Below are 18,740 nucleotides of genomic sequence, written 5' to 3'. Positions count from 1 at the left end.
CCACAATGAGCAAGAACATTCGCATGGCGAATACCCTTTGCAATAGGCTTCGGGACATTCAGGACCGGCCTGCCGCCGCGGAAGCCAAACCCCGGTTGCAATGTAATCCGCCGGCCCGGGCTCGCCAAATCGCCCGTCAGCTTTCCCGTGCGGCCCGAATCAGCTCGTAAGCCCGCCGAGCCGCGAAATCGGCAACGACATTTTGTCTTAGTTCAGCGGCTGGAAAATCGCTCGGAAGAGGCCGCGGCCGCCCAAAACGGTCGGACGTCGCTGCGACGTAAACCGAACGATGACGCCCCTCGCCAAACGCCCTGCGCCACGATCCCATCAATCACTCGGCGACATCCTCCATCGCGAGGCGCTATGTTGAAGCTTGCGATTGCGTTAAGAAGGTCATTTCGCGTGGCGAGCCGCTTGCGACCGATTTACACTCCTTGTTAAACCTCTCTGGTCGTTCGAGCGTTTGGCAGAGCACGCTAATGAGCCTTCTCTAAGCCGGTTTGCAGCATTTTGGAACGGATGCTGCCAATTCTTACCGGCTGCGATTCTCGCTGCCGCGTCGCGCTATCGCGATGGCGGGCGTTAATTCATCTACTTGTCATTCTACGTTTTTGTTTTTCCCAGGGCGGAGGCATTCCATGTTATCCATGTATCGTTTTCTGATGATCGGGGCAGCCCCATTCGTAAGTTTTCTGATTGTGTCCATTGCTCACGGTGTCACTCTGCAGCCTGGCGATGTCGTGGTCGGGGTCGACCTCGGAACTGGGAAGAACCCAGATTTTGCGCTGCTGGAGATCGACCCTGCGACGGGGAATCGTACCGTGATTTCCGACAATTCGATCGGAACCGGGCCGTCGCTTTACTATAACTACGTCTCAGACATTGGGATAGATTTTCCGGCAATCCCGTATATCAGCTATCAAGCGGACGGTAGTTTGCTCGTCACGGTCGCGAGCCCCAACTCTAGCACAGGATCTGCTCTTCTACGTGTCGACCCAGCAACAGGAGATCGCACTCTCGTCAGTGATGAACTCGCAAATTCCGGACCGCCTGTGTACTACGTCGCCGCGCGCGACTTTGGTAACAGCATCCTCGTAGGCGGCCCTCAGGGAACGGCGCTCATCGATCCCGCCACCGGCAACCGCACGGCATTCTCCGCGGTAAACGTCTCGGGCTTCGCCATCGATGGCTCGAACATATATGCTGCCTCCGCCGATCAGGCAAGCGTTTACGCAATCAACGCGTCCACCGGCACGCCGACATTGATTTCCGGCCAAGGCGTTGGCACCGGTCCTGATCTTCATCGTCCGCAGGACGTCGCGCTTAACAGCGCAGGTAACTTGCTTGTGCTTGACGGACACACAGTCTACAACGTCGATCCCATTACCGGCGATCGAACGATTATTTCCAGCGACGCCGCCGGCAGTACGGTGGGCACTGGTCCCGACCTCTTGGTCGGCGCATTTCGCCTGGCAGTCGCCCCAGACGGAACGATATTCACTACCGGTTTTATGGCTCCAGACACGGTGTCCATTGCGTCGATCGATCCGCTCACCGGGAACCGGACGATCATTTCCGACGCCACGATTGGCACCGGACCGATCTTCAACCTGACTACCGCCGTCAGCGGAATTATGGTCGTCCCCAACGTGCCCGAGCCGTCGACGCTGGCGCTCGCCGCGCTGGGCGGCCTGCTGCTCGTGGCCTGGCAACGCCGGAAATGAGAATTGGTATTTGATTCGCCGAGAAGTCATCTATTTGATTTTTTGCGTTCGGTCTTCATCAATTCAACGCCGAGGTATTCCATGTTATCCACGCATCGTCTTTTTTCAGTCGGAGCAACGATCTTCGTAGGCTGTGTGATTGTGCCGGTCGCCAACGGTGTCACGTTGCAGCCGGGCGATGTCGTCGTCGCGGCAAATCTTGGAACTTCGGGAAATCCGGATTATGCGTTGCTGGAAGTCAACCCGACGACCGGCAATCGTACCGTGATTTCGGACAATACGACGGGTGACGGCCCGTCGCTCAATTACGGACCGAAGGGTTCTACAACCCTCTCCGCGTACGTAAGCTACGAACCGGGCGGCAGTTTGCTGGTCACGCTAGAATCGGTAAACGGTGTTGACCTCTTATCGGCGATTATGCGCATCGACCCGTCCACAGGAGATCGCACCTTGATCAGCGATTCGGTGGCGAATTCCGGCTCGTCGATCGGTCCCTACACGGCGGCGCGCGACTTTGGTAATAGTATCCTCGTTACCGGAAATCAGGGAATGGCGCTCATCGATCCCGCCACTGGAAACCGCACCGCGTTCTCAACGTTTGAGGGCGCGGGCTTTGCCGTTAGCGGATCGAATATCTACGCGGCCGCGACCTTAACCACTCTTGGCGGTATATATAACATCAACGCTATGACCGGCGTGCCGACGCTCGTTTCCGGACAGGGCGTCGGCGCGGGGCCGAGCTTCGGAGAGACCACCGATGTTGCGCTCAACAGTGCCGGAAACTTGTTTACTACCGACAACGGCCCAAGTCTCGTGGAAGTGAACCCCGTCACCGGTGATCGGACCATCATTTCCAGCAGCGTTGCCGGCAATCCGGTCGGATCCGGGCCGGCCCTTGGCTTGGCACTTACACTGGCGGTCGGCCTGGATGGCTCGATTTTTACGCCGAGTACAATAGACCTGACGACTGCCACCTCGGCAATACTGTCCGTTGATCCGCTCACCGGGAACCGAACGATCCTTTCGGATAGCACTCACGGGACGGGGCCAGCGTTCAATCTATTGCTCGCGAGCGGGATCACAGTTGTGCCCAATGTGCCCGAGCCGTCGACGCTGGCGCTCGCCGCGCTGGGCGGCCTGCTGCTCGTGGCCTGGCGACGAAGGAAATAATCATCGCCCTTTGGGACCAGATCGGTGTTCGTCCGACGGCAGGCGCCGAGAAATCGCTTTAGCTTTCCCGTGCGGCGCGGATCAGCTCCGCCGCTCCCTGGGCCGCGAGATCGGCGGCGACTTTTTGACCCAATTCTTCGGCTGATTCGGCGGCCGCGGTGTCTTCGGCAAAAAGCCGTTGCCGTCCGTCGACGCTGAGCACGGCGGCGGTCAACCGTAACAGCCCGTCGGGTTCGATCCGTCCCCAAGCGGCCACCGGTGCCAGGCAACCGCCGCTGAGCGCTCGCAACAACTCCCGTTCGGCCGTGACGGCGCAGTGGGTGTTGACATCATCGAGCGGTTGGATCGCCGCGCGAGTGCGCGCATCGTCCGCGCGACACTCAATGCCCAGCGCTCCCTGGCCGATGGCCGGTAGCATGAGCGATGGCGGCAGCAGCTCCGTGATTTCGTGGGCGAGTCCCAACCGTGTCAGCCCGGCCTCGGCCAGGATCAACGCGTCGTATTCGCCATCGCGCAGCTTCCGCAGACGCGTTTCGACATTGCCGCGCACGTCCCTCATCACGAGATCCGAGCGCGCGTGCAGCAATTGCGCACGCCGTCGCTGGCTGCCGGTGCCGATGACTGCGCCTTGCCGCAGCTCGGCGAAGCTCTTTGCGTCGCGGGCTACCAAAACGTCGCCGATCGGTCCACGCTGCGGCACGGCGCCGATCGTCAGGCCCGCCACCGGTTCGGTGGGCAAGTCCTTCAAGCTATGCACAGCCAGGTCGATTTCCTCGGCCAGCAGGCTGCGCTGCAATTCCTTGGTGAAGAGGCCATCGCCGCCGATCGCGCCGATGGAACGTGACTGGTCGCGATCGCCGCGCGTCGATACGAGCACGATCTCGATCGGTTGCCCGTGCTCGCGCAGCCGCGCCGCGACCCAATCGGCCTGCCAACGGGCCAGGATGCTCGCACGGGTACCGATTCGTAACGGGCCGGAAGACAACAGGGGATCCTATTCTTCAACTGTTTCCAAAGACGTCGTAGCGAAGGTGCATTATAAGCGATGGCCGATTTCTTCAACGGAGCGTTTCGGCCCGGGCCAGCACGGCCACCGTCACCGTCGCGGCCCCTGCGCGCCGGAGGACCTTGGCCAGCTCGTCGCAAGTGGCGCCGGTGGTGAGGACGTCGTCGACCACCAGGATGCGGCGCTTCGCGAAGTCGAATTCCGCTCGTGCCCGGAAGGCGCCGCGCATGTTATGCAACCGCTCGGTCCGCAGCATGGGGCCCTGCTTGCGGGTGTTGCGCACCCGGCGCACGGCCCGATGCCAAAGCGGGACGCGCAGTCGTGTCGCCAGTGCCGCGGCGATCAGCTCGGCATTATTGGCACGGCGCACCAATCGCCGCCCCCAATGCATCGGCACGGCGATCACGGCATCCGGCTTCTCCAGCTGCAGCGCCTGCGCTTGTTGGGCGAGCAGTTGCCCCATCGCTTTGGCAAGTGCTTCGTTTCCTGGCCCCTTCAGCCGCAGCACGCATTGCCGCAGCGTATCGGTGTAGGAACCGAGCGCGAGAACGTGATCGAAGTACAGTCGCCGATCGTGGCAATGCGGGCAGCGGGCCGCAGGTCCGGCGATGGCGCCCGCGCAGCGCGGGCATCGATCGGTCCCCTGGCCCAACATTTCCCGCCGGCACACCTCGCACAAAAGTGTCCCGGCGGCCACCGAGGGGCTATCCGCCAGGCACCATGCGCAACGGGGCGGCAGCACGAGCTCGAGCGCCGCCCGAGCCGCCCTGGCTACGCCCCGGCTGGCGCTACCGGCTCGCAGTTGCCGCAGCAGTTCGAGAGACATGGCGCCGATTCGCATACGCTTCGTATCGGGGAGTTGAATTGGCCCATCGAGCGCCACAAACGGATGAACAAAATGGAGCGTTCCGGTGTCACTCTCGCGATGGAACGCTTCGATTCGCGTCCAATTTGACCCTGCACGCCCGCCTGCCTTATGCTACTCCGTCCCCATTCGTCTGTCTCCCGGCCAGAGAACCTGCCTATGTCTTCGGTCGACTCCTTGAGCCGCCGGGCCATTTCGGCCGCCAATCAACCGATCAGCGAGCTGATGCACAAGGCCCTTGCGCATCCCGAGTTGATTTCGCTGGCCGCAGGTTTTGTCGATCAGGTGACCTTGCCGGTCGAAGAGACGCAGCAGGCCATCGCCGCCGTGTTGGGCGACACACGCCGTGGCCAGGCCGCTTTGCAGTACGGCGCGCCGGCGGGTTATTTGCCGCTGCGCGAGGCCGTGCTCGGGCTGCTCCACGAGAACGATGGCGACGCACTGGCGGGACAACACATCGCTGTCGACCAGGTGTTGATGACCGCGGGCAGCAACGAGCTATTGCACCTGCTGGTCGATACGCTGTGCAACCCCGGCGACATCGTGCTGTGTACCGAGCCCACGTACTTCGTGTTCCTGGGCATTTTGCACAATATCGGGGCGCGCCCCATCGGCATTGCCACCGACGAACACGGCCTAATTCCCGAAGCGCTCGAGGAGGAGCTCGCGCGGCTCGAGGCGGCCGGCGAACTGGGCCGGGTGAAGGCGCTGTACGTCGTTTCGTACTTCGACAATCCCAGCACGCGCACGCTGGCCGAGGAGCGGCGCGGGCCGGTGGTCGAGATCATTAAGCGCTGGTCGCGGCGCGGCACGATCCGCATCATCGAAGATGCCGCCTATCGTGAGCTGCGCTACGAAGGAGCCGACGTCCCCAGCCTGCGCTCGTTCGACACGGAAGGGGACACGGTGATCCTCACTGAGACGTTTTCGAAGTCGTATTCGCCGGGCCTGCGCGTCGGCTGGGGCATCCTGCCGCGCGACCTCATTGAACCCGTCGCGAATCAGAAGGGAAATATCGATTTCGGGGCGCCAAATTTCAGTCAGCACGTGATGACGGCGGTGATCGAAGCCGGATTGTTGCGCCCGCAGATCGAAAAGCTGCGCGAGCATTACCGAGAGAAATTGCGCGCGAGCCTCGCCGCTTGCGAACGGTTTCTTGGCCCGCTGCCCGGCGTCACTTGGGAACGCTCGACGGGCGGCATCTACGTTTGGCTAAGGCTTCCGGAAGAAATCGAAACCGGACCGAGCGGAACGCTCTTCGACCATGCCGTCGAGGAAGGCGTTCTGTACGTGCCGGGCGAATACTTCTATTGCGACCCGGCGCGCTACGGCGGGGCGAACACGATCCGGCTTTGTTACGCCGTGCAGCCGGTCGAGCGGATCGAGCGCGGGATCGAAGCCCTGGCCCGGGCGATTCGGAAAACGCCCGGTTAGTGCGAAGTTTCCAGGGCGCAGGCGAATTCCCGCCTGTTCCCGGCGATCAACAGCACAAATCCATCTTGGCGGTCGGCGGCCGCCGACCTATCCTGTGCCGCGGAAACCCGCTGTTTTCGCGCGTTGGTGCTAGCACACCGGGGCCGTCGCTTCGTACGACGGCCAGCCGGATTCGCCCCGTGGATCGCGACTGCGCCCCCCCGATGAAAATCGTCGATCGCTATTTGCTGAAGCAGTTCGTTCACGTCTTTGCGATCTGCTTCATCAGCTTGACGGGCCTGTACGTCGTGCTGGATGCGTTCAGCCACCTGGATGATTTTCTGCGCTACTCGGAGGTCGAGGGCTCACTGCTGCGGACGCTGGGTGACTACTACTTCTACAAGTCGATCGGCTTTTTCGAGCGTCTGAGCGGCGTGATTTCGCTGATCGCGGCGATGTTCACCGTGACCTGGATTCAAAGGCACAATGAACTGACGGCGCTCATGGCGGCCGGTATCTCGCGGGTGCGGGTCGTTAAGCCGGTTATCTTCGCCTGCGTCACCTTGGCGCTTTTGACCGCCGCCGGCCGCGAGCTGGTCATCCCGCGGATGCGTCAACAATTGAGCCGCGATGCGCGGAACCTGGCCGGCGACCAGGCGCAGCAATTTCGGCCGCAGCGCGATAATCAGACGAACATCCTCCTGCGCGGCAACACGCTCTTCACCAACGAAAAACGGATCCAGACGGCCAGCTTTCTCTTGCCGCCTGAGTTGAGCGCCTGGGGCACGCAGCTCACCGCAACGAGCGCCTTTTACAAGGAGCCCGAGAACGGGCATCCTGGCGGCTATTTGCTCGATGAAGTCAAAGAGCCCGCCGGCATCGACGAGCGCGGGTCGCTGCGCCTCGGCGGGCACGACGTGATTATCACGCCCGCCGACGCCAAGGGCTGGCTCGAACCGAACCAGTGCTTTGTCGTCAGCGATGTCACTTTCGAGCAATTGCAAGGCGGCGCCCAATGGCGACAATTCTCGTCGGTCTCGGAAATGGTCGCCGGGCTGAAAAATCCCAGCCTCGATTTCGGTCCCGACGTGCGCGTGGCCGTACACGTGCGAGTCGTGCAGCCCCTGTTGGACATTACCCTGTTGTTTCTGGGGTTGCCGCTCGTCCTGTCGCGCGAGAGCCGGAACATGTTCCTCTCGATCGGCATGTGCGTGGGCCTGGTCAGCGTTTACTCGTTGACGGTGCTCTCGTGCCAATACCTGGGTACGGTGTACATGCTCAGCCCGGCCCTCTCGGCATGGCTTCCCCTGATGGTGTACGTGCCGATTGCGGTCGCGATGTTCGAGCGCACGCGGAGGTAGAATGTCATGGCGGTAGCAAACCAAACGACGGGGACGGTGGCGAATCCTGTCACCGCGCGACGAATGCAGACAGCACACGAACAGAACGTGCCCTGGGTCGAGGGGCTCTCGATCGGCCAGGTGCTCGTGCGCACGGCCCGGGCGTTCCCGGACCGCGATGCGCTGGTGTTCCCGGCACTGGGCGTGCGCTATAGCTTCGCGGAACTTTTGGGCGAGATCGACCGTGCGGCGCGGGGCCTGTTGGCGCTGGGTGTCCGCCGCGGCGAGCACGTTGCCATCTGGGCGACGAACGTTCCGCAATGGGTCGTTCTGCAATTCGCCACGGCGCGAATTGGCGCGGTGCTGGTAACGATCAATCCGGCGTACCGTCCGTTCGAGCTGGAGTATGTGCTGCGGCAGAGCGACGCCGTGGCGCTGTTCCTCGTCGATCGTTTCAAGACGTCGGACTATTTCGCAATGCTGGCCGAGGTGTGCCCTGAACTGGCCGGTTGCACGGGAACGTTGACCTGTGAAAAGTTCCCGCGGCTGCGATCGGTCGTGGCGCTGAAGGGCGAAACGCCGCGCGGCGCGATTTCTTGGAACGAGATGCTGGCCGGCGGCGATCCTTCGGTTGACCTGACCCTGCACGGCGAACAACTTTCGCCCACGGATCCGATCAACATCCAATACACATCAGGCACGACCGGCTTTCCGAAGGCAGCCACGCTGAGCCATCGGAATCTTTTGTACAACGCCTACTACGTCGGCGGCTGCCAGCGGATGAGCGAGGTCGATCGGATTTGCATTCCGGTGCCGTTTTACCATTGCTTCGGCTGCGTGCTGGCGAACATGTGCTCGATCGTCTATGGCGCGGCGATGATCGTGCCGGCCGAATCGTTCGACCCCGGAGCAACCCTCGCCGCCATCGAAAGCGAACGCGCCACGGTCCTGTATGGCGTGCCGACCATGTTCATCGCCCAGTTGCAGCACGAGACCTTTGCCACGCGCGACTTGTCGAGCTTGCGCACCGGGATCATGTCGGGCAGCCCCTGCCCGATCGAGGTAATGCGGCAAGTGGTCGATCGCATGGGCGCCCGCGAAATCACGATCGCCTACGGCCAGACCGAGGCTTCCCCCGTGATCACGCAAACGCGTTTCGACGATCCGCTGGAACTGCGCGTCGAAACGGTGGGCCGGCCGCTGCCGGGGGTCGAGGTAAAGTTGATCGATCCGGCCGATGGCCGCACACTCGAGGACGGCGAGCAAGGCGAACTGTGCGCGCGCGGTCATGTCGTGATGCGCGGCTACTACAACAATCCCGAGGCCACCTCGAAGGCCATTGATGCCGACGGGTGGCTGCACACGGGCGACCTGGCGATGCGACAGCCGAACGGCTATTACCGCATCACCGGGCGGATCAAGGACATGGTCATCCGCGGCGGCGAGAATATCTACCCGCGCGAGATCGAAGAATTTTTGTTCACGCACCCGGCGATCGAGCAAGCGACGGTCATAGGCGTGCCTGACCCGAAATACGTCGAAGAGCTGTGTGCCTGGATCAAGCTCAAACCGGGTGCAGCGCTAAGCGAGACGGAAGTGCGCGAGTTCTGCCGGGGCAAGCTCGCGCATTACAAGGTGCCGCGTTACGTGCGCTTCGTCGAGGTTTTCCCACAGACCGTAACCGGGAAAATTCAGAAGTTCAAAGTCCGTGAAGTGATGATCGAGGAGTTGGGCCTGAAACAGGCCGACACGGCCTAGCGCAAGCGCGCAAAAAAAAGGAGGATGCACGAGGCATTCCTCCCTTCGCGAATTCTCGCATTTCAATCCAGGGACGCCTGCTTAGGTGTCGGCGCCCGTTTCCGCGCTTTGAGGCAGCGGACTACTTGGGAGCGGCTTCGCCACCCGCCGGAGCCGCCGGTGCAGCCGGAGCCGCGGGCTTCTTCTGCTCGCCGCAGCCGACGATCGACACGCCCAGACCGACAATCGCTACAAGCGCGAACAACTTACTCATCGTAATCTCTCCTTGTGAAAAACATCCTTCGACCTGCCCCGCGCGCCAACATGGGGCCGAACGCACGCGGCAGATCGCATCACCCAGTAATCGCACGCACGAGCGGCGGATCCTGATCGTGTTGGAACCGCCGCGTTGGAATCTACGCCGGAACCTCGCCACGGGCGCGTTGCCTGCCACGCACGAGGTGGCCGCATTGTAGGGCTTCCGCGAGCCGGCTGACAAGTAGCGGCCAAGCGTGGCCGCGGGTTTTTACGTGGCAAATCGCTTGGCGCGCCCTTAAATCCGGCGCACAGCGCACAGTGTGCCGGGAATTGCGCGAGTTATGCCCCGCGCGGCCGCCCAACCGTTGGCAAATACGCAAAGGCCATGCCGGTTAGCAGTCCGGCGGCGTGCGCTGCGTTGGCCACGGGTCCAAGTAGTGACGTGAAGCACAAGAAAAACCAGCCCATCATGATCGTGACCGTCGAAGGGGTCAGATAGAAGCCCGACATGGGATTGATTCGGCTTCGAATCCAGATGTAGCCGAACAATCCGTAACCCACGCCGGACATGCCTCCGAAGGCAGACATATGTCCTTCGTGCAATTCCCACCAATACTGACCCAGGTTCGAGACGACGGCCATCACGAGCACCATGCCGGCCGTGCGCCACGAGCCGATGCGAAGTTCGACCATCGAACCCAGGTCGAACGTCGCGAACATATTGAAAAGCAGGTGCATGGGAAAGATGTGGATGAAAATCGGCGTGACAAGCCGCCACCACTCCCCTTCAAGGGTCGCCGATAAGAACTTGAAACCGACGATCTGCCCGTCGACAATTACGGGGGGCGTGAACCACAAATCGGCCAGTCGGGCAGCGCTATCGGCCTGCCCGCCGAAGCCGAGGAAGAACGCGACCGCGCAGCTTATGGCAACCAACGCGACCGTTACGGGGCGGCGGCCCGACCCGCTCCCTTCCCAGCGAGTGCGTAGATCGACGACGTTCTTGCGGTATTGCTTTTCTTGCGCGGCGGCCGACCGCTCGATGGCGCGGGCCTGCCGCGCTGCCTCGTGGTAACGAGGGTCCGTCGGGTGGGCCAGGAATTCGTCAAGCAATCGCTTGGCTTGGTCGCGCTGGTCTTCGTCGTAAACCCATATCCCGGCGCCACCTTCTTGGGCATCGACGCGGCAACGTATCCCCAGCGTCAGCAGGTAATCAGCCAAGCGCTGGGCATCGCCGGTCTGGGGGACTGTGCCGATCTGGCGCATGCACTGTTCCTGAAGAAGCGAAATTCGCCCGCGCGGCGCGCCAGGGCAGCGGCACAACGACGCGACGCCGCTTTCAAAGCTACCTTGCACCAGGCAACAGTCCAAGGGGAGCCGACGACGCAAGTTCCAGGAACTCGCCGGCGTGCGCCAAAAACTCGCCGTGCAGCAAGAATCGCCGCGGAACGTAAACGCTGTGCGGAGAGCGGGATGTAAGGGGACAGGTGCGGCGCATGCCGTCCCGCGTGAAAAACCCGGCTGGGCGGGCGGCTTGCGCCGCCCGCCCGAGACCGGGCATCCTTCTGGCTAGGCGGAAGCCAGACGAACATCAAAACTCGCGAAGCATCTTCGCGATCGCGAACGTGTGATTCGGGGTGGGCAATCGACGCGGCTGAATAGCAGGCGGCAGCGATCCGGCCCGTCGCAATCAGCCCCTGAAAAACAACCCGATTTGCCCTATCGAATGATCGATCCCCAAAGCTTCTGATCAGCGAGCGCCGGGCGCTTGCCGTTTGAGCCGCTCGCCAGAGCAACCCGAATGCCAGCCGCCCTCCCGGAGCGGCGATTTCGCGGCTGTACGGGCGACGTAAACCATTTGCCGCGTGGCTGTTTAGCTCATAGAAGGAATTCGCTGGACCGACCTCGGAAAAGGCATCCGCGACGAGCGCGATGCCACAAAACGTGACCGCCGCCGCCAGTGAAACGGGCAGGGGCCGCGCGCGACGTGCCGAACGGGAGCGCTCCGGAATGACCGCCCCGCACGGTTACGGAACGGACGCCCCAAACTCGCGGCGCCGGCAACGGAAACGCCTGTTGGGCGCCAGTGATCAGGCGAGCAGCTCGCCAACGATCTCGCCGCGCGGCACCAGGCGGTGCGGCCGCTGGAATTGATCGTGAATGAACATGCCGGCGTCGATCCCCAGCACGTGATACAAGGTCGCGATGCAATCGCCCGGCGTCATGGCGTTGCGCGCGGGAAAGGCGCCGATCTTGTCGCTGGCGCCATACACGAAGCCCGGCTTGAATCCGCCGCCGGCGAGAAAGACGCTGTAGCAGAAGTTCCAATGATCGCGGCCGGCATCGCTGGCATTGATCTTGGGCGTGCGGCCGAAGTCGCCTAGCACCGCCACCAATGTTCGATCGAGCATGCCACGATCGGCCAGATCCGAGATCAGGCTGGTGCAGGCGGCGTCGAATTGCGGCAACAGCGTGTTTTTCAACTTCTTGAAGTTGCCGCCGTGGGTGTCCCAGGTGGCGTTCGCGTCGGGCGCCCAGGAAATCGTAACCAGGCGCGTGCCGGCCTCGATCATTCGGCGGGCCAAAAGCACACTCTGACCATAGATGTTCCGGCCATAAGAGTCGCGCACCTTGTCCGGTTCGGCCGAGAGGCGGAACGCTTGCTGCGTCGTTTCCGAGGTCAGCAGATCGAGAGCCCGTTGCTGAAAGCGGTCCATCGAGTCTTGCCGCGCGCGGCCCGGGCCGGCGAAGCGCTGATCGACCTCGGAAAGCAACGACCGCCGCGCCGCCAACCGCTCGAGCGACACGTCCGCCAGCAGCGTCAGCTCGGGCACGGCAAAGTCGGGAGCATTCGGATCGCGGAGCACGAAGAGTGGATCGTAGGCATGCCCGAGCAGGCCGCCGAAGAAGCCCGGCTGCGGCGGGCCGCCGGCGCCTTCCTTGGTAATGTACGGCAACGTGATGTGCGGCACGATCTGTTGCTTGGGCGGGCGTAGCATCGCCATCACCGAGCCTGGCGAGGGGTTGTCGGTGGGCAGCGTGCCGCCCCCGATCTCGCCGCGGTCGTGGCCTGTCAGCGACGTATACACCGCGGCCGCGTGAGCGTTGTTCACGCTGTGGTGCATCGAGCGAATCAACGTCGCGCGATGCATCTGCGTGGCCAGCCGCGGCAAATGTTCCGAAAACTGCACGCCCGGCAGACTGGTATCGATGGGCTGGAATTCACCGCGAATGCCGTCGGGGGCCTGCGGCTTCATGTCCCACATGTCGAGATGGCTCGGCCCGCCATTGAGGAAAATAATGATGCACGAATCGGCACGCGGCGTAAGGCCGGCGGCCGAGGCCGTCGCTTCGGCACGCAGCAATCGCGGCAGCGAGACGCCGGCCAGTCCAAGGCCGCCGATTTCGAGCATTTGCCGGCGAGAGAATTGCCGTGGCATGGTGCTGCGCGTCCGCGATGATTGGGGTGGGGAGGGCTCCGGGCAGGTCCTGCCAGTGTAAGCCAATGCGTGGCCAGGAGCAATGAAATCGGCCCCGTGGGCAGCCCTTGTGCCGAGTCTGAGCGCGCTTGGGAACACCCACCGTGCGCGTGCCGGCAGCCGGTGACGCATGCGTGCGACGCGCGCGACAAAGGTCCAGTCGGGCCGTTATGCCGAGGTATCGCTGAACAGCAACTTGGCAACGATCCAGATCGGAACCAGCAGAGCGAACAAAACGACGAGCACACCCAAGAGCGACGAGAGCACGGCAGAATTCCCCCAAAGCCATGTCCATGCAGCGGTCGACCGCCTCGAATCGTCAACCGCAAGTAAGCGTGCCAGTTTAACCGGCCGATGCGGCACCGCCAAATCGGCGAATGCGCCCGTGTGGCCCGCAGAGGCTTGTTACGCCGCCGCACGGTGCTCAGAATGCCAGCTTTCCGCAAAATTCGTGGCCCTACCCCCTCGCGACTTGAACATGCCTCAACTCCCCTCGGCCGCGCCGCAAAACCGATTGCTGTCGATCGATGCGCTGCGCGGCTTCGACATGTTCTGGATCATGGGGGCCGATGGTCTGGTCGCGGCGCTGCGCAAACTTTCGGACTGGCGGCCGGTGACCTTCGCCGCCGAGCAACTCGAGCATGCCAAGTGGCACGGTTTCACGTTCTACGATCTGATATTCCCGCTGTTCATCTACGTCGTCGGAGTGTCGATCGTGCTCTCGCTGGGCAACCGACGCGATGAAACGGGCGATCGCCGCGCCCTCTACGGGCGGATCGTCCGACGCACGCTCGTGCTTTACGCGCTGGGGGTGCTGTTTTACGGCGGGCTGGCAAACCCCTGGAGCGAGATTCGCTGGGTGGGTGTCCTGCAGCGAATCGCCGTGTGCTACTTCTTCGGCGCGATCGTGTTTCTGAATCTGCGGCTGCGCGGCCAGGCGGTTCTGCTGGCCACCTTGTTGATTGGTTACGCGGCTTTATTGGCGTTTGTTCCGGTACCCGGGTTCGCCGCAGGCGACTACACGCCCGAAGGGAACCTGGCCGGCCATGTTGATCGACTACTACTGCCGGGCCGGGCCTGGTTTCGGCAGTGGGGATGGGATCCGGAAGGACTCTTGAGCACGATCCCCGCGATCGGCACGTGCTTGATTGGCCTTCTCAGCGGTGAGCTATTGCGGAACGACCGCGTGTCGCCGCAGCGGAAGGTATTGGCGCTCGCGCTGGCAGGCGTGGCGGCGCTGGTCGCAGGTCAGGTATGGGGAATCTGGGTGCCGATCAACAAGAAAATGTGGACCTCGTCCTACGCGCTCGTGGCTGGCGGCTATAGCTGTCTGCTGTTGGCGCTGTTTTATCAGTTGATCGACATCTGGCAGCTGCGCCGCTGGTGCATGCCGTTCGTGGTTATTGGGTCAAATGCCATCTTCATCTACATTGCCGCCGAGATCGTGCCGTTCGATAAGATCGCGCTGCGCTTCGTGGGCGGCGATATCGCGGCGTGGCTAGGCCCCTGGGCGGGCGTAGCCGCGATCACGGTGCAACTGCTGCTCGAGTTCGCCATCCTGTGGTGGATGTATTCGAAGCGGATTTTCATCCGGATATGAGGCGAAAGTACCAACGCGGCCGCACTCCGTTTTGCACTGGTGGACGAGCCAACCGTGGCACCCGAGGGCGGGTCTTCAGCGATTACGCGTTTTCTTCGGTGTCAAAGCCGGCCAACGAGCCGGGCATTTTCGGCACGTGCAGCGTGCGACCATCAGGCGTCGGCAGCGACAGGAAACTCTGGCGCGCCTGCCAGTGCGGATGCTCGCGCACTTCACCGAAAGTGAGCACCGGTTCGCAACAAGCGTCGGCGTCGCCCAACAACGCCTCGCACTGCGCGCGGGTTCTTGTCGCAAAGGCATCGGACAGCCGTGCGAGCGTCGCCAACGAGTCCGGCCCACCGTGAAAGGGGGCCTCGATCAGCTCGGGCATGCCCAGCCGCGTCACCAAGGCTGCCCAGAACTTTGGCTCCAGGGCGCCGATCGTGATGAACTGGCCGTCCTTGGTGCGAAAGACGCGGTAGCACGGCGCGCCGCCGCTCAAGAGCTCGCCGTCGCGCTGTGGATCGCGCTCAAGCGCGTCGGCCGCCGCGTACAGCGTGGTCATTAGCGGTAGGAGCTGTTCGGACATGCTGACGTCGATATGCCGTCCGCGGCCGGTCGAGTGTCGCTCGAAGAGCGCAGCGAGCACCAGCATCGCGGCCGCGTACGAGCCGGCCGCCGTGTCCGCGACTTGCAGCGGCGGATTCGCCGGCGAGGCTTCGGCGCCGCCCGAGATCGACAGCACGCCCGCCAGAGCCTGATAATTCAGATCGTGGCCGGCGCGCTGCGCATACGGACCATGCTGCCCATAGCCCGATACGCTGCACAAAATCACGCGCGGATTGACCCTGCTGAGAACCGGAAAGCCGATGCCCAGCTTGTCGATGACGCCTGGGCGAAAACCTTCCAGCACGACGTCGGCCTCACGGACCAAATCGAGAAAGCGGGCGCGATCCGCGTCGAGTTTCAAATTGAGCGAAACGATCGTCTTGCCGCGATTCACGGCCGCGTACGTCGCCGAAATCGGACCGACCATCGGCGGCCAAAGCGCCATGTAATCGCCAGGGCTGGGCGGCTCGACCTTGGTGACACGCGCCCCCAGGTCGCGCAATACTTGCGTCGCCAACGGGCCGGGCAACAACAGCGACAAATCGAGGACGTGAATTCCTGACAGCGGCGGCATCGGCGAACTCTCTACGGAGGGCTTCGCGCTCGAAGTGAGGGCACGCCGTTACACTAACATCTGCATCGCGGCGCGGCCACGCGCTTTTGCAGCGAGTGGGCGGCGGTCAGTACGGTCGGCCCACAAGCCCGAAGCGCGAGCGAGGGATCGTGCTACTCTGGAAGCCGAAAAAGCACCCTCGCTGGCGCTTCGGGCTTGTGTGCGTTACTGCGCGTAACGAACAGAGCGATTGCCCCAAGCGGGTCCGTTAGAACTGCACGATCGCGTCCATGCCGATCAGGAACTGGTACGTGCGCAGCCCATCGTCGAAGGGCTTGGCCGGTCCGCGGTAGCTGTCCCAGCGGATTTCGGGCCGCAGCATGACGTTCTGATACGGCGTCCAGTTGATACCCCACGTCCAGGAGGTGAAGTTGCCCGGCAGCGGCACCTTGTTGGGGTTCGATTGCTCGGTGAGGCCGACGCGGGTGCCGCTCTGGTCGCGGAACCATTCGATGCGCGTCCCCAATCGCACGGTGTCGGCCAGCTTGTAGTAAACGTACTGGTCGATGCCGTACCACAGGGCCGTGCCGCCGCCCGGCGCACCTTGCGCCTGGCTGCCGAGCCACTGGTGAAAGACATATTCCAGACGCGACGTGGGCTGCAAATCGACAATGAAGCTGTAGCGCGTGCGATTCGTGTAGGCGTTGACCACGTTCGGCAAATTGCCGGGGTTGCTGAACTCATCGCCCGTGATCACTGCCAAAGACGTCCAGCCGGCTTTGCCGGTGTATCGCAAGTTACCGAGGAAGTTGCCGTGGTTCTGCTGCTGCACAAGATTGTTCCATCCATTGACAATGCCGGCTTGTAGCTGCCAGTTGCCGCGGGTGGCGTTGAACATGCCGCCCCAGTTGGTGAACGGCCCGGCGAACATGTAGCTGTAGGCGTGCGAGTAGAAAAAGTTCGTCGGCGATTGCACCCCTTCGTAGCCGACCACTGTGTAGAAGTGACCGCCTTTGACCGAAGTGTATTTCGTGCCGATCTCGGCGTACGCCTGCGGCAAGGCCAGCCCAATGAACTGATTGCTGTTCCACCGCGGGGTACCGTTAATATCCGCTTCCAGTCCCGTCGACTGGGCCAGGTTGTAGTCGCCGCCGTACAGCAAATCGAAGCGTCCGCCGTACGTCCACGAGCCGTCGGCGGCCATCGGGCGATCGGCGATCAGGTAAAGCTGGTTCAATTGCCCGTTGTCGACTTCCGTGGCGTTGTACGGCCCGTTGAAGTGACTGTCGGGATTCGACGTGTTGCCGAGGATGCCGCCGTCGATCCAACCGCGAATGCGAATGGGACCGCTTTGTGGCAGTACGCGGTTGTAGGGATCGGTCCATACGGCTTTTAGCCGGCACGTCGGGCACTGGCACCGTGCCGCGCACGCCGGACGAGAACCGACCCGGCAACCACCGCTGCAACTGTCGCTGACCACGCAGCCCTCGTCGCCGTCGTACTCGAGCGCTGCGCGAGCGCCCGAGAGCCCACCAGGGCCGATCATTTCCGGATCGCCGAACTCGTGCGGTTGCGCGGTCGCGCCGTCGACGTGCGGCGGGGCATCGTTTGAAAATTCCGCCGCGCCGGCGACCGGTGGTTCGGGTGGCGCTTCGTCGTCCAGATTCACAATCTGGGCAGGCAGTCGCGCGACGGCGAGAAAGCAGCCGCACGCAAAGACAATCGCGCGCAAGCAGGGCAAATACGACGACATTGCTGAGCCGTCTCCGTGGGTCTGGAGCGCCGAAGTCCGCGAAGTAGTCGGACGCGATCAAGCTGCCGGCCGGCGGCGAGTGTCTTTGCGGGAAGACAGCAGGCCGCCGGCATGACGATCGTGCCGGTTGTAAGGGCAGTATCGGCGGTGACGGTTGTGCCGCTGGAATCGGTGTGACAGAAATTCACTTCGCCTCTTGGCGCGCCACAGCCAGGGGAAAATCGGCAAACTTTGCGGGCACGCCGGCGATGCCAGCAGCCCGGATCATCGCCGGCAAACTCCGAACGGGCCGGCGTCCGCTGGTCGAAGAATCCCTTGGCGAATCGCAGTCTCGTCCGTTTCTCGCAAGGAAGGGTGCGTGCATCGGCTCAATTGCCTGCCGATCAGGAGCTTACTGATCATTGCCGCGGCATGCACGATTCTCGACGGAATCGAGCGCGCGCACGCCCAGGATGCGCGCGGACGCCCCACGACTTTCAACCCGCCCGGCAACGAGTTGGAAACCGACCGCGATTCGTTCACGCCCGCCACGAGCACGGTCGGCACCTCGCGCGTGATCGTCGAATCGAGCTATTCGTTCATCGCCAACCGTAACGTGCCCGATGCCAACAGCGTGCCCGAGCTGCTCGTGCGCACGGGCATCACCGACCGCTTTGAAATCCGGCTGGGCTGGAACTACGAAGCGGGCGGGCCCACCGGGGCTGTCTCGGGCAGTGACCTGGGAGACGAAGATTTCGTCACCGAGAAGGAATCGCGCGTGCTCTACGGCTTCAAGTTCGAGCAGAACCAGCAATCGGGTTGGATTCCCGAAAGCTCCGTGATCCTCGAGGGCTATACGCCGACGTCGGGCCCTTCGACCTTCTCGCGCCTGGTCCTGGCCGAGGTGTTCGGCTGGAACCTTCCCAACGGGTGGCAATGGAATTCTTCGCTGCGCTTTGGGTTGAATGACAACCGCGTCGACAGCTTCAACCAATGGGCTCCCTCGACGGTCTTGAAAATTCCTTTGAACGATCGCTGGGCGGTCCATGCCGAGTACTTCGGCGTCGTCACGTCCGGCAGAGAACCATCAACCAGCCAGCAATACATCAGCTTCGGCGGGCACGTGCTGTTGACGCCGAATTTCGAACTCGGCGGTCGCTTCGGCTTTGGCCTCAACGAGCAGACGGCGAAATTCTTCAACAACATCGGGTTCGGCTGGCGATTCTGAGCAATCCTTGTGGTGCAGCCGTCTCGGCTGCGCCGACGAACGAATGC

The 18,740-nt window shown here is 62.7% G+C and carries 14 protein-coding genes; 7 read left to right on the top strand and 7 right to left on the bottom strand.

All coding sequences use genetic code 11. The annotated features are described in order from the left end of the window. Positions 1-638: 638 nt before the first annotated feature. Together VHD36_07560 and VHD36_07555 are read left to right on the top strand one after the other, a co-directional pair. On the top strand, positions 639-1,724 hold the full coding sequence (locus tag VHD36_07560) for a PEP-CTERM sorting domain-containing protein (GenBank protein ID HVU87161.1): 1,086 nt from the start codon (positions 639-641) through the stop codon (positions 1,722-1,724). 81 nt (positions 1,725-1,805) lie between these two features. Further along, entirely contained in the window at positions 1,806-2,894 is a 1,089-nt protein-coding gene (locus VHD36_07555; protein ID HVU87160.1) for a PEP-CTERM sorting domain-containing protein, read from the top strand. Positions 2,895-2,952: 58 nt separating this feature from the next. Here VHD36_07555 and hemC read toward each other — a convergent pair whose 3' ends face one another. After that, a complete protein-coding gene (gene hemC / locus VHD36_07550) occupies positions 2,953-3,879 on the bottom strand; it encodes a hydroxymethylbilane synthase (GenBank protein ID HVU87159.1) in 927 nt (308 codons plus the stop codon). A gap of 73 nt (positions 3,880-3,952) precedes the next feature. Beyond that, on the bottom strand, positions 3,953-4,726 hold the full coding sequence (locus VHD36_07545) for a ComF family protein (protein HVU87158.1): 774 nt from the start codon (positions 4,724-4,726) through the stop codon (positions 3,953-3,955). A gap of 198 nt (positions 4,727-4,924) precedes the next feature. Here VHD36_07545 and VHD36_07540 point away from each other — a divergent pair, with 198 nt between their 5' ends. From VHD36_07540 to VHD36_07530, 3 genes are all read left to right on the top strand, one after another. Next, a complete protein-coding gene (locus VHD36_07540) occupies positions 4,925-6,199 on the top strand; it encodes a PLP-dependent aminotransferase family protein (GenBank protein HVU87157.1) in 1,275 nt (424 codons plus the stop codon). A gap of 179 nt (positions 6,200-6,378) precedes the next feature. Beyond that, complete coding sequence (locus tag VHD36_07535) at positions 6,379-7,539, top strand: LptF/LptG family permease (GenBank protein ID HVU87156.1); 1,161 nt, start codon at positions 6,379-6,381, stop codon at positions 7,537-7,539. Positions 7,540-7,602: 63 nt separating this feature from the next. Next, positions 7,603-9,276 carry an AMP-binding protein gene (locus tag VHD36_07530; GenBank protein ID HVU87155.1) on the top strand — a complete coding sequence of 558 codons (1,674 nt, stop codon included), beginning with the start codon at positions 7,603-7,605 and terminating at the stop codon, positions 9,274-9,276. A 121-nt stretch (positions 9,277-9,397) separates the two neighbouring features. On the opposite strand, the gene VHD36_07525 is transcribed toward VHD36_07530, so the two are convergent. The 3 genes from VHD36_07525 to VHD36_07515 all read right to left on the bottom strand — a co-directional run bounded on the left by VHD36_07525 (position 9,398) and on the right by VHD36_07515 (position 12,953). Then, a complete protein-coding gene (locus VHD36_07525; protein HVU87154.1) occupies positions 9,398-9,529 on the bottom strand; it encodes a hypothetical protein in 132 nt (43 codons plus the stop codon). A 323-nt stretch (positions 9,530-9,852) separates the two neighbouring features. Beyond that, the gene (locus tag VHD36_07520; GenBank protein HVU87153.1) at positions 9,853-10,779 is read right to left on the bottom strand and encodes a rhomboid family intramembrane serine protease; all 927 of its coding nucleotides are present in this window, start codon (positions 10,777-10,779) and stop codon (positions 9,853-9,855) included. An 824-nt stretch (positions 10,780-11,603) separates the two neighbouring features. Next, positions 11,604-12,953: a DUF1501 domain-containing protein gene (locus tag VHD36_07515; protein ID HVU87152.1), complete on the bottom strand. Its 1,350-nt coding sequence runs from the start codon at positions 12,951-12,953 to the stop codon at positions 11,604-11,606. Between the two features lie 517 nt (positions 12,954-13,470). Here VHD36_07515 and VHD36_07510 point away from each other — a divergent pair. Then, positions 13,471-14,592 carry a DUF5009 domain-containing protein gene (locus tag VHD36_07510; GenBank protein HVU87151.1) on the top strand — a complete coding sequence of 374 codons (1,122 nt, stop codon included), beginning with the start codon at positions 13,471-13,473 and terminating at the stop codon, positions 14,590-14,592. An 82-nt stretch (positions 14,593-14,674) separates the two neighbouring features. Here the strand turns inward: VHD36_07510 and VHD36_07505 are convergent, their stop codons facing one another. After that, positions 14,675-15,754 (bottom strand): CaiB/BaiF CoA-transferase family protein, encoded by a 1,080-nt coding sequence (locus VHD36_07505; GenBank protein HVU87150.1) that lies wholly within the window; start codon positions 15,752-15,754, stop codon positions 14,675-14,677. A 247-nt stretch (positions 15,755-16,001) separates the two neighbouring features. Beyond that, complete coding sequence (locus tag VHD36_07500; GenBank protein ID HVU87149.1) at positions 16,002-17,486, bottom strand: outer membrane beta-barrel protein; 1,485 nt, start codon at positions 17,484-17,486, stop codon at positions 16,002-16,004. Between the two features lie 358 nt (positions 17,487-17,844). Between VHD36_07500 and VHD36_07495 the strand changes: the two genes are divergently transcribed. Next, the gene (locus VHD36_07495; protein HVU87148.1) at positions 17,845-18,693 is read left to right on the top strand and encodes a transporter; all 849 of its coding nucleotides are present in this window, start codon (positions 17,845-17,847) and stop codon (positions 18,691-18,693) included. The last annotated feature ends 47 nt before the right edge of the window (positions 18,694-18,740 follow it).

The organism is Pirellulales bacterium, from assembly GCA_035546535.1.
Classification (GTDB): domain Bacteria; phylum Planctomycetota; class Planctomycetia; order Pirellulales; family JACPPG01; genus JACPPG01.
This window is presented reverse-complemented; position numbering and strand designations above follow the sequence as displayed.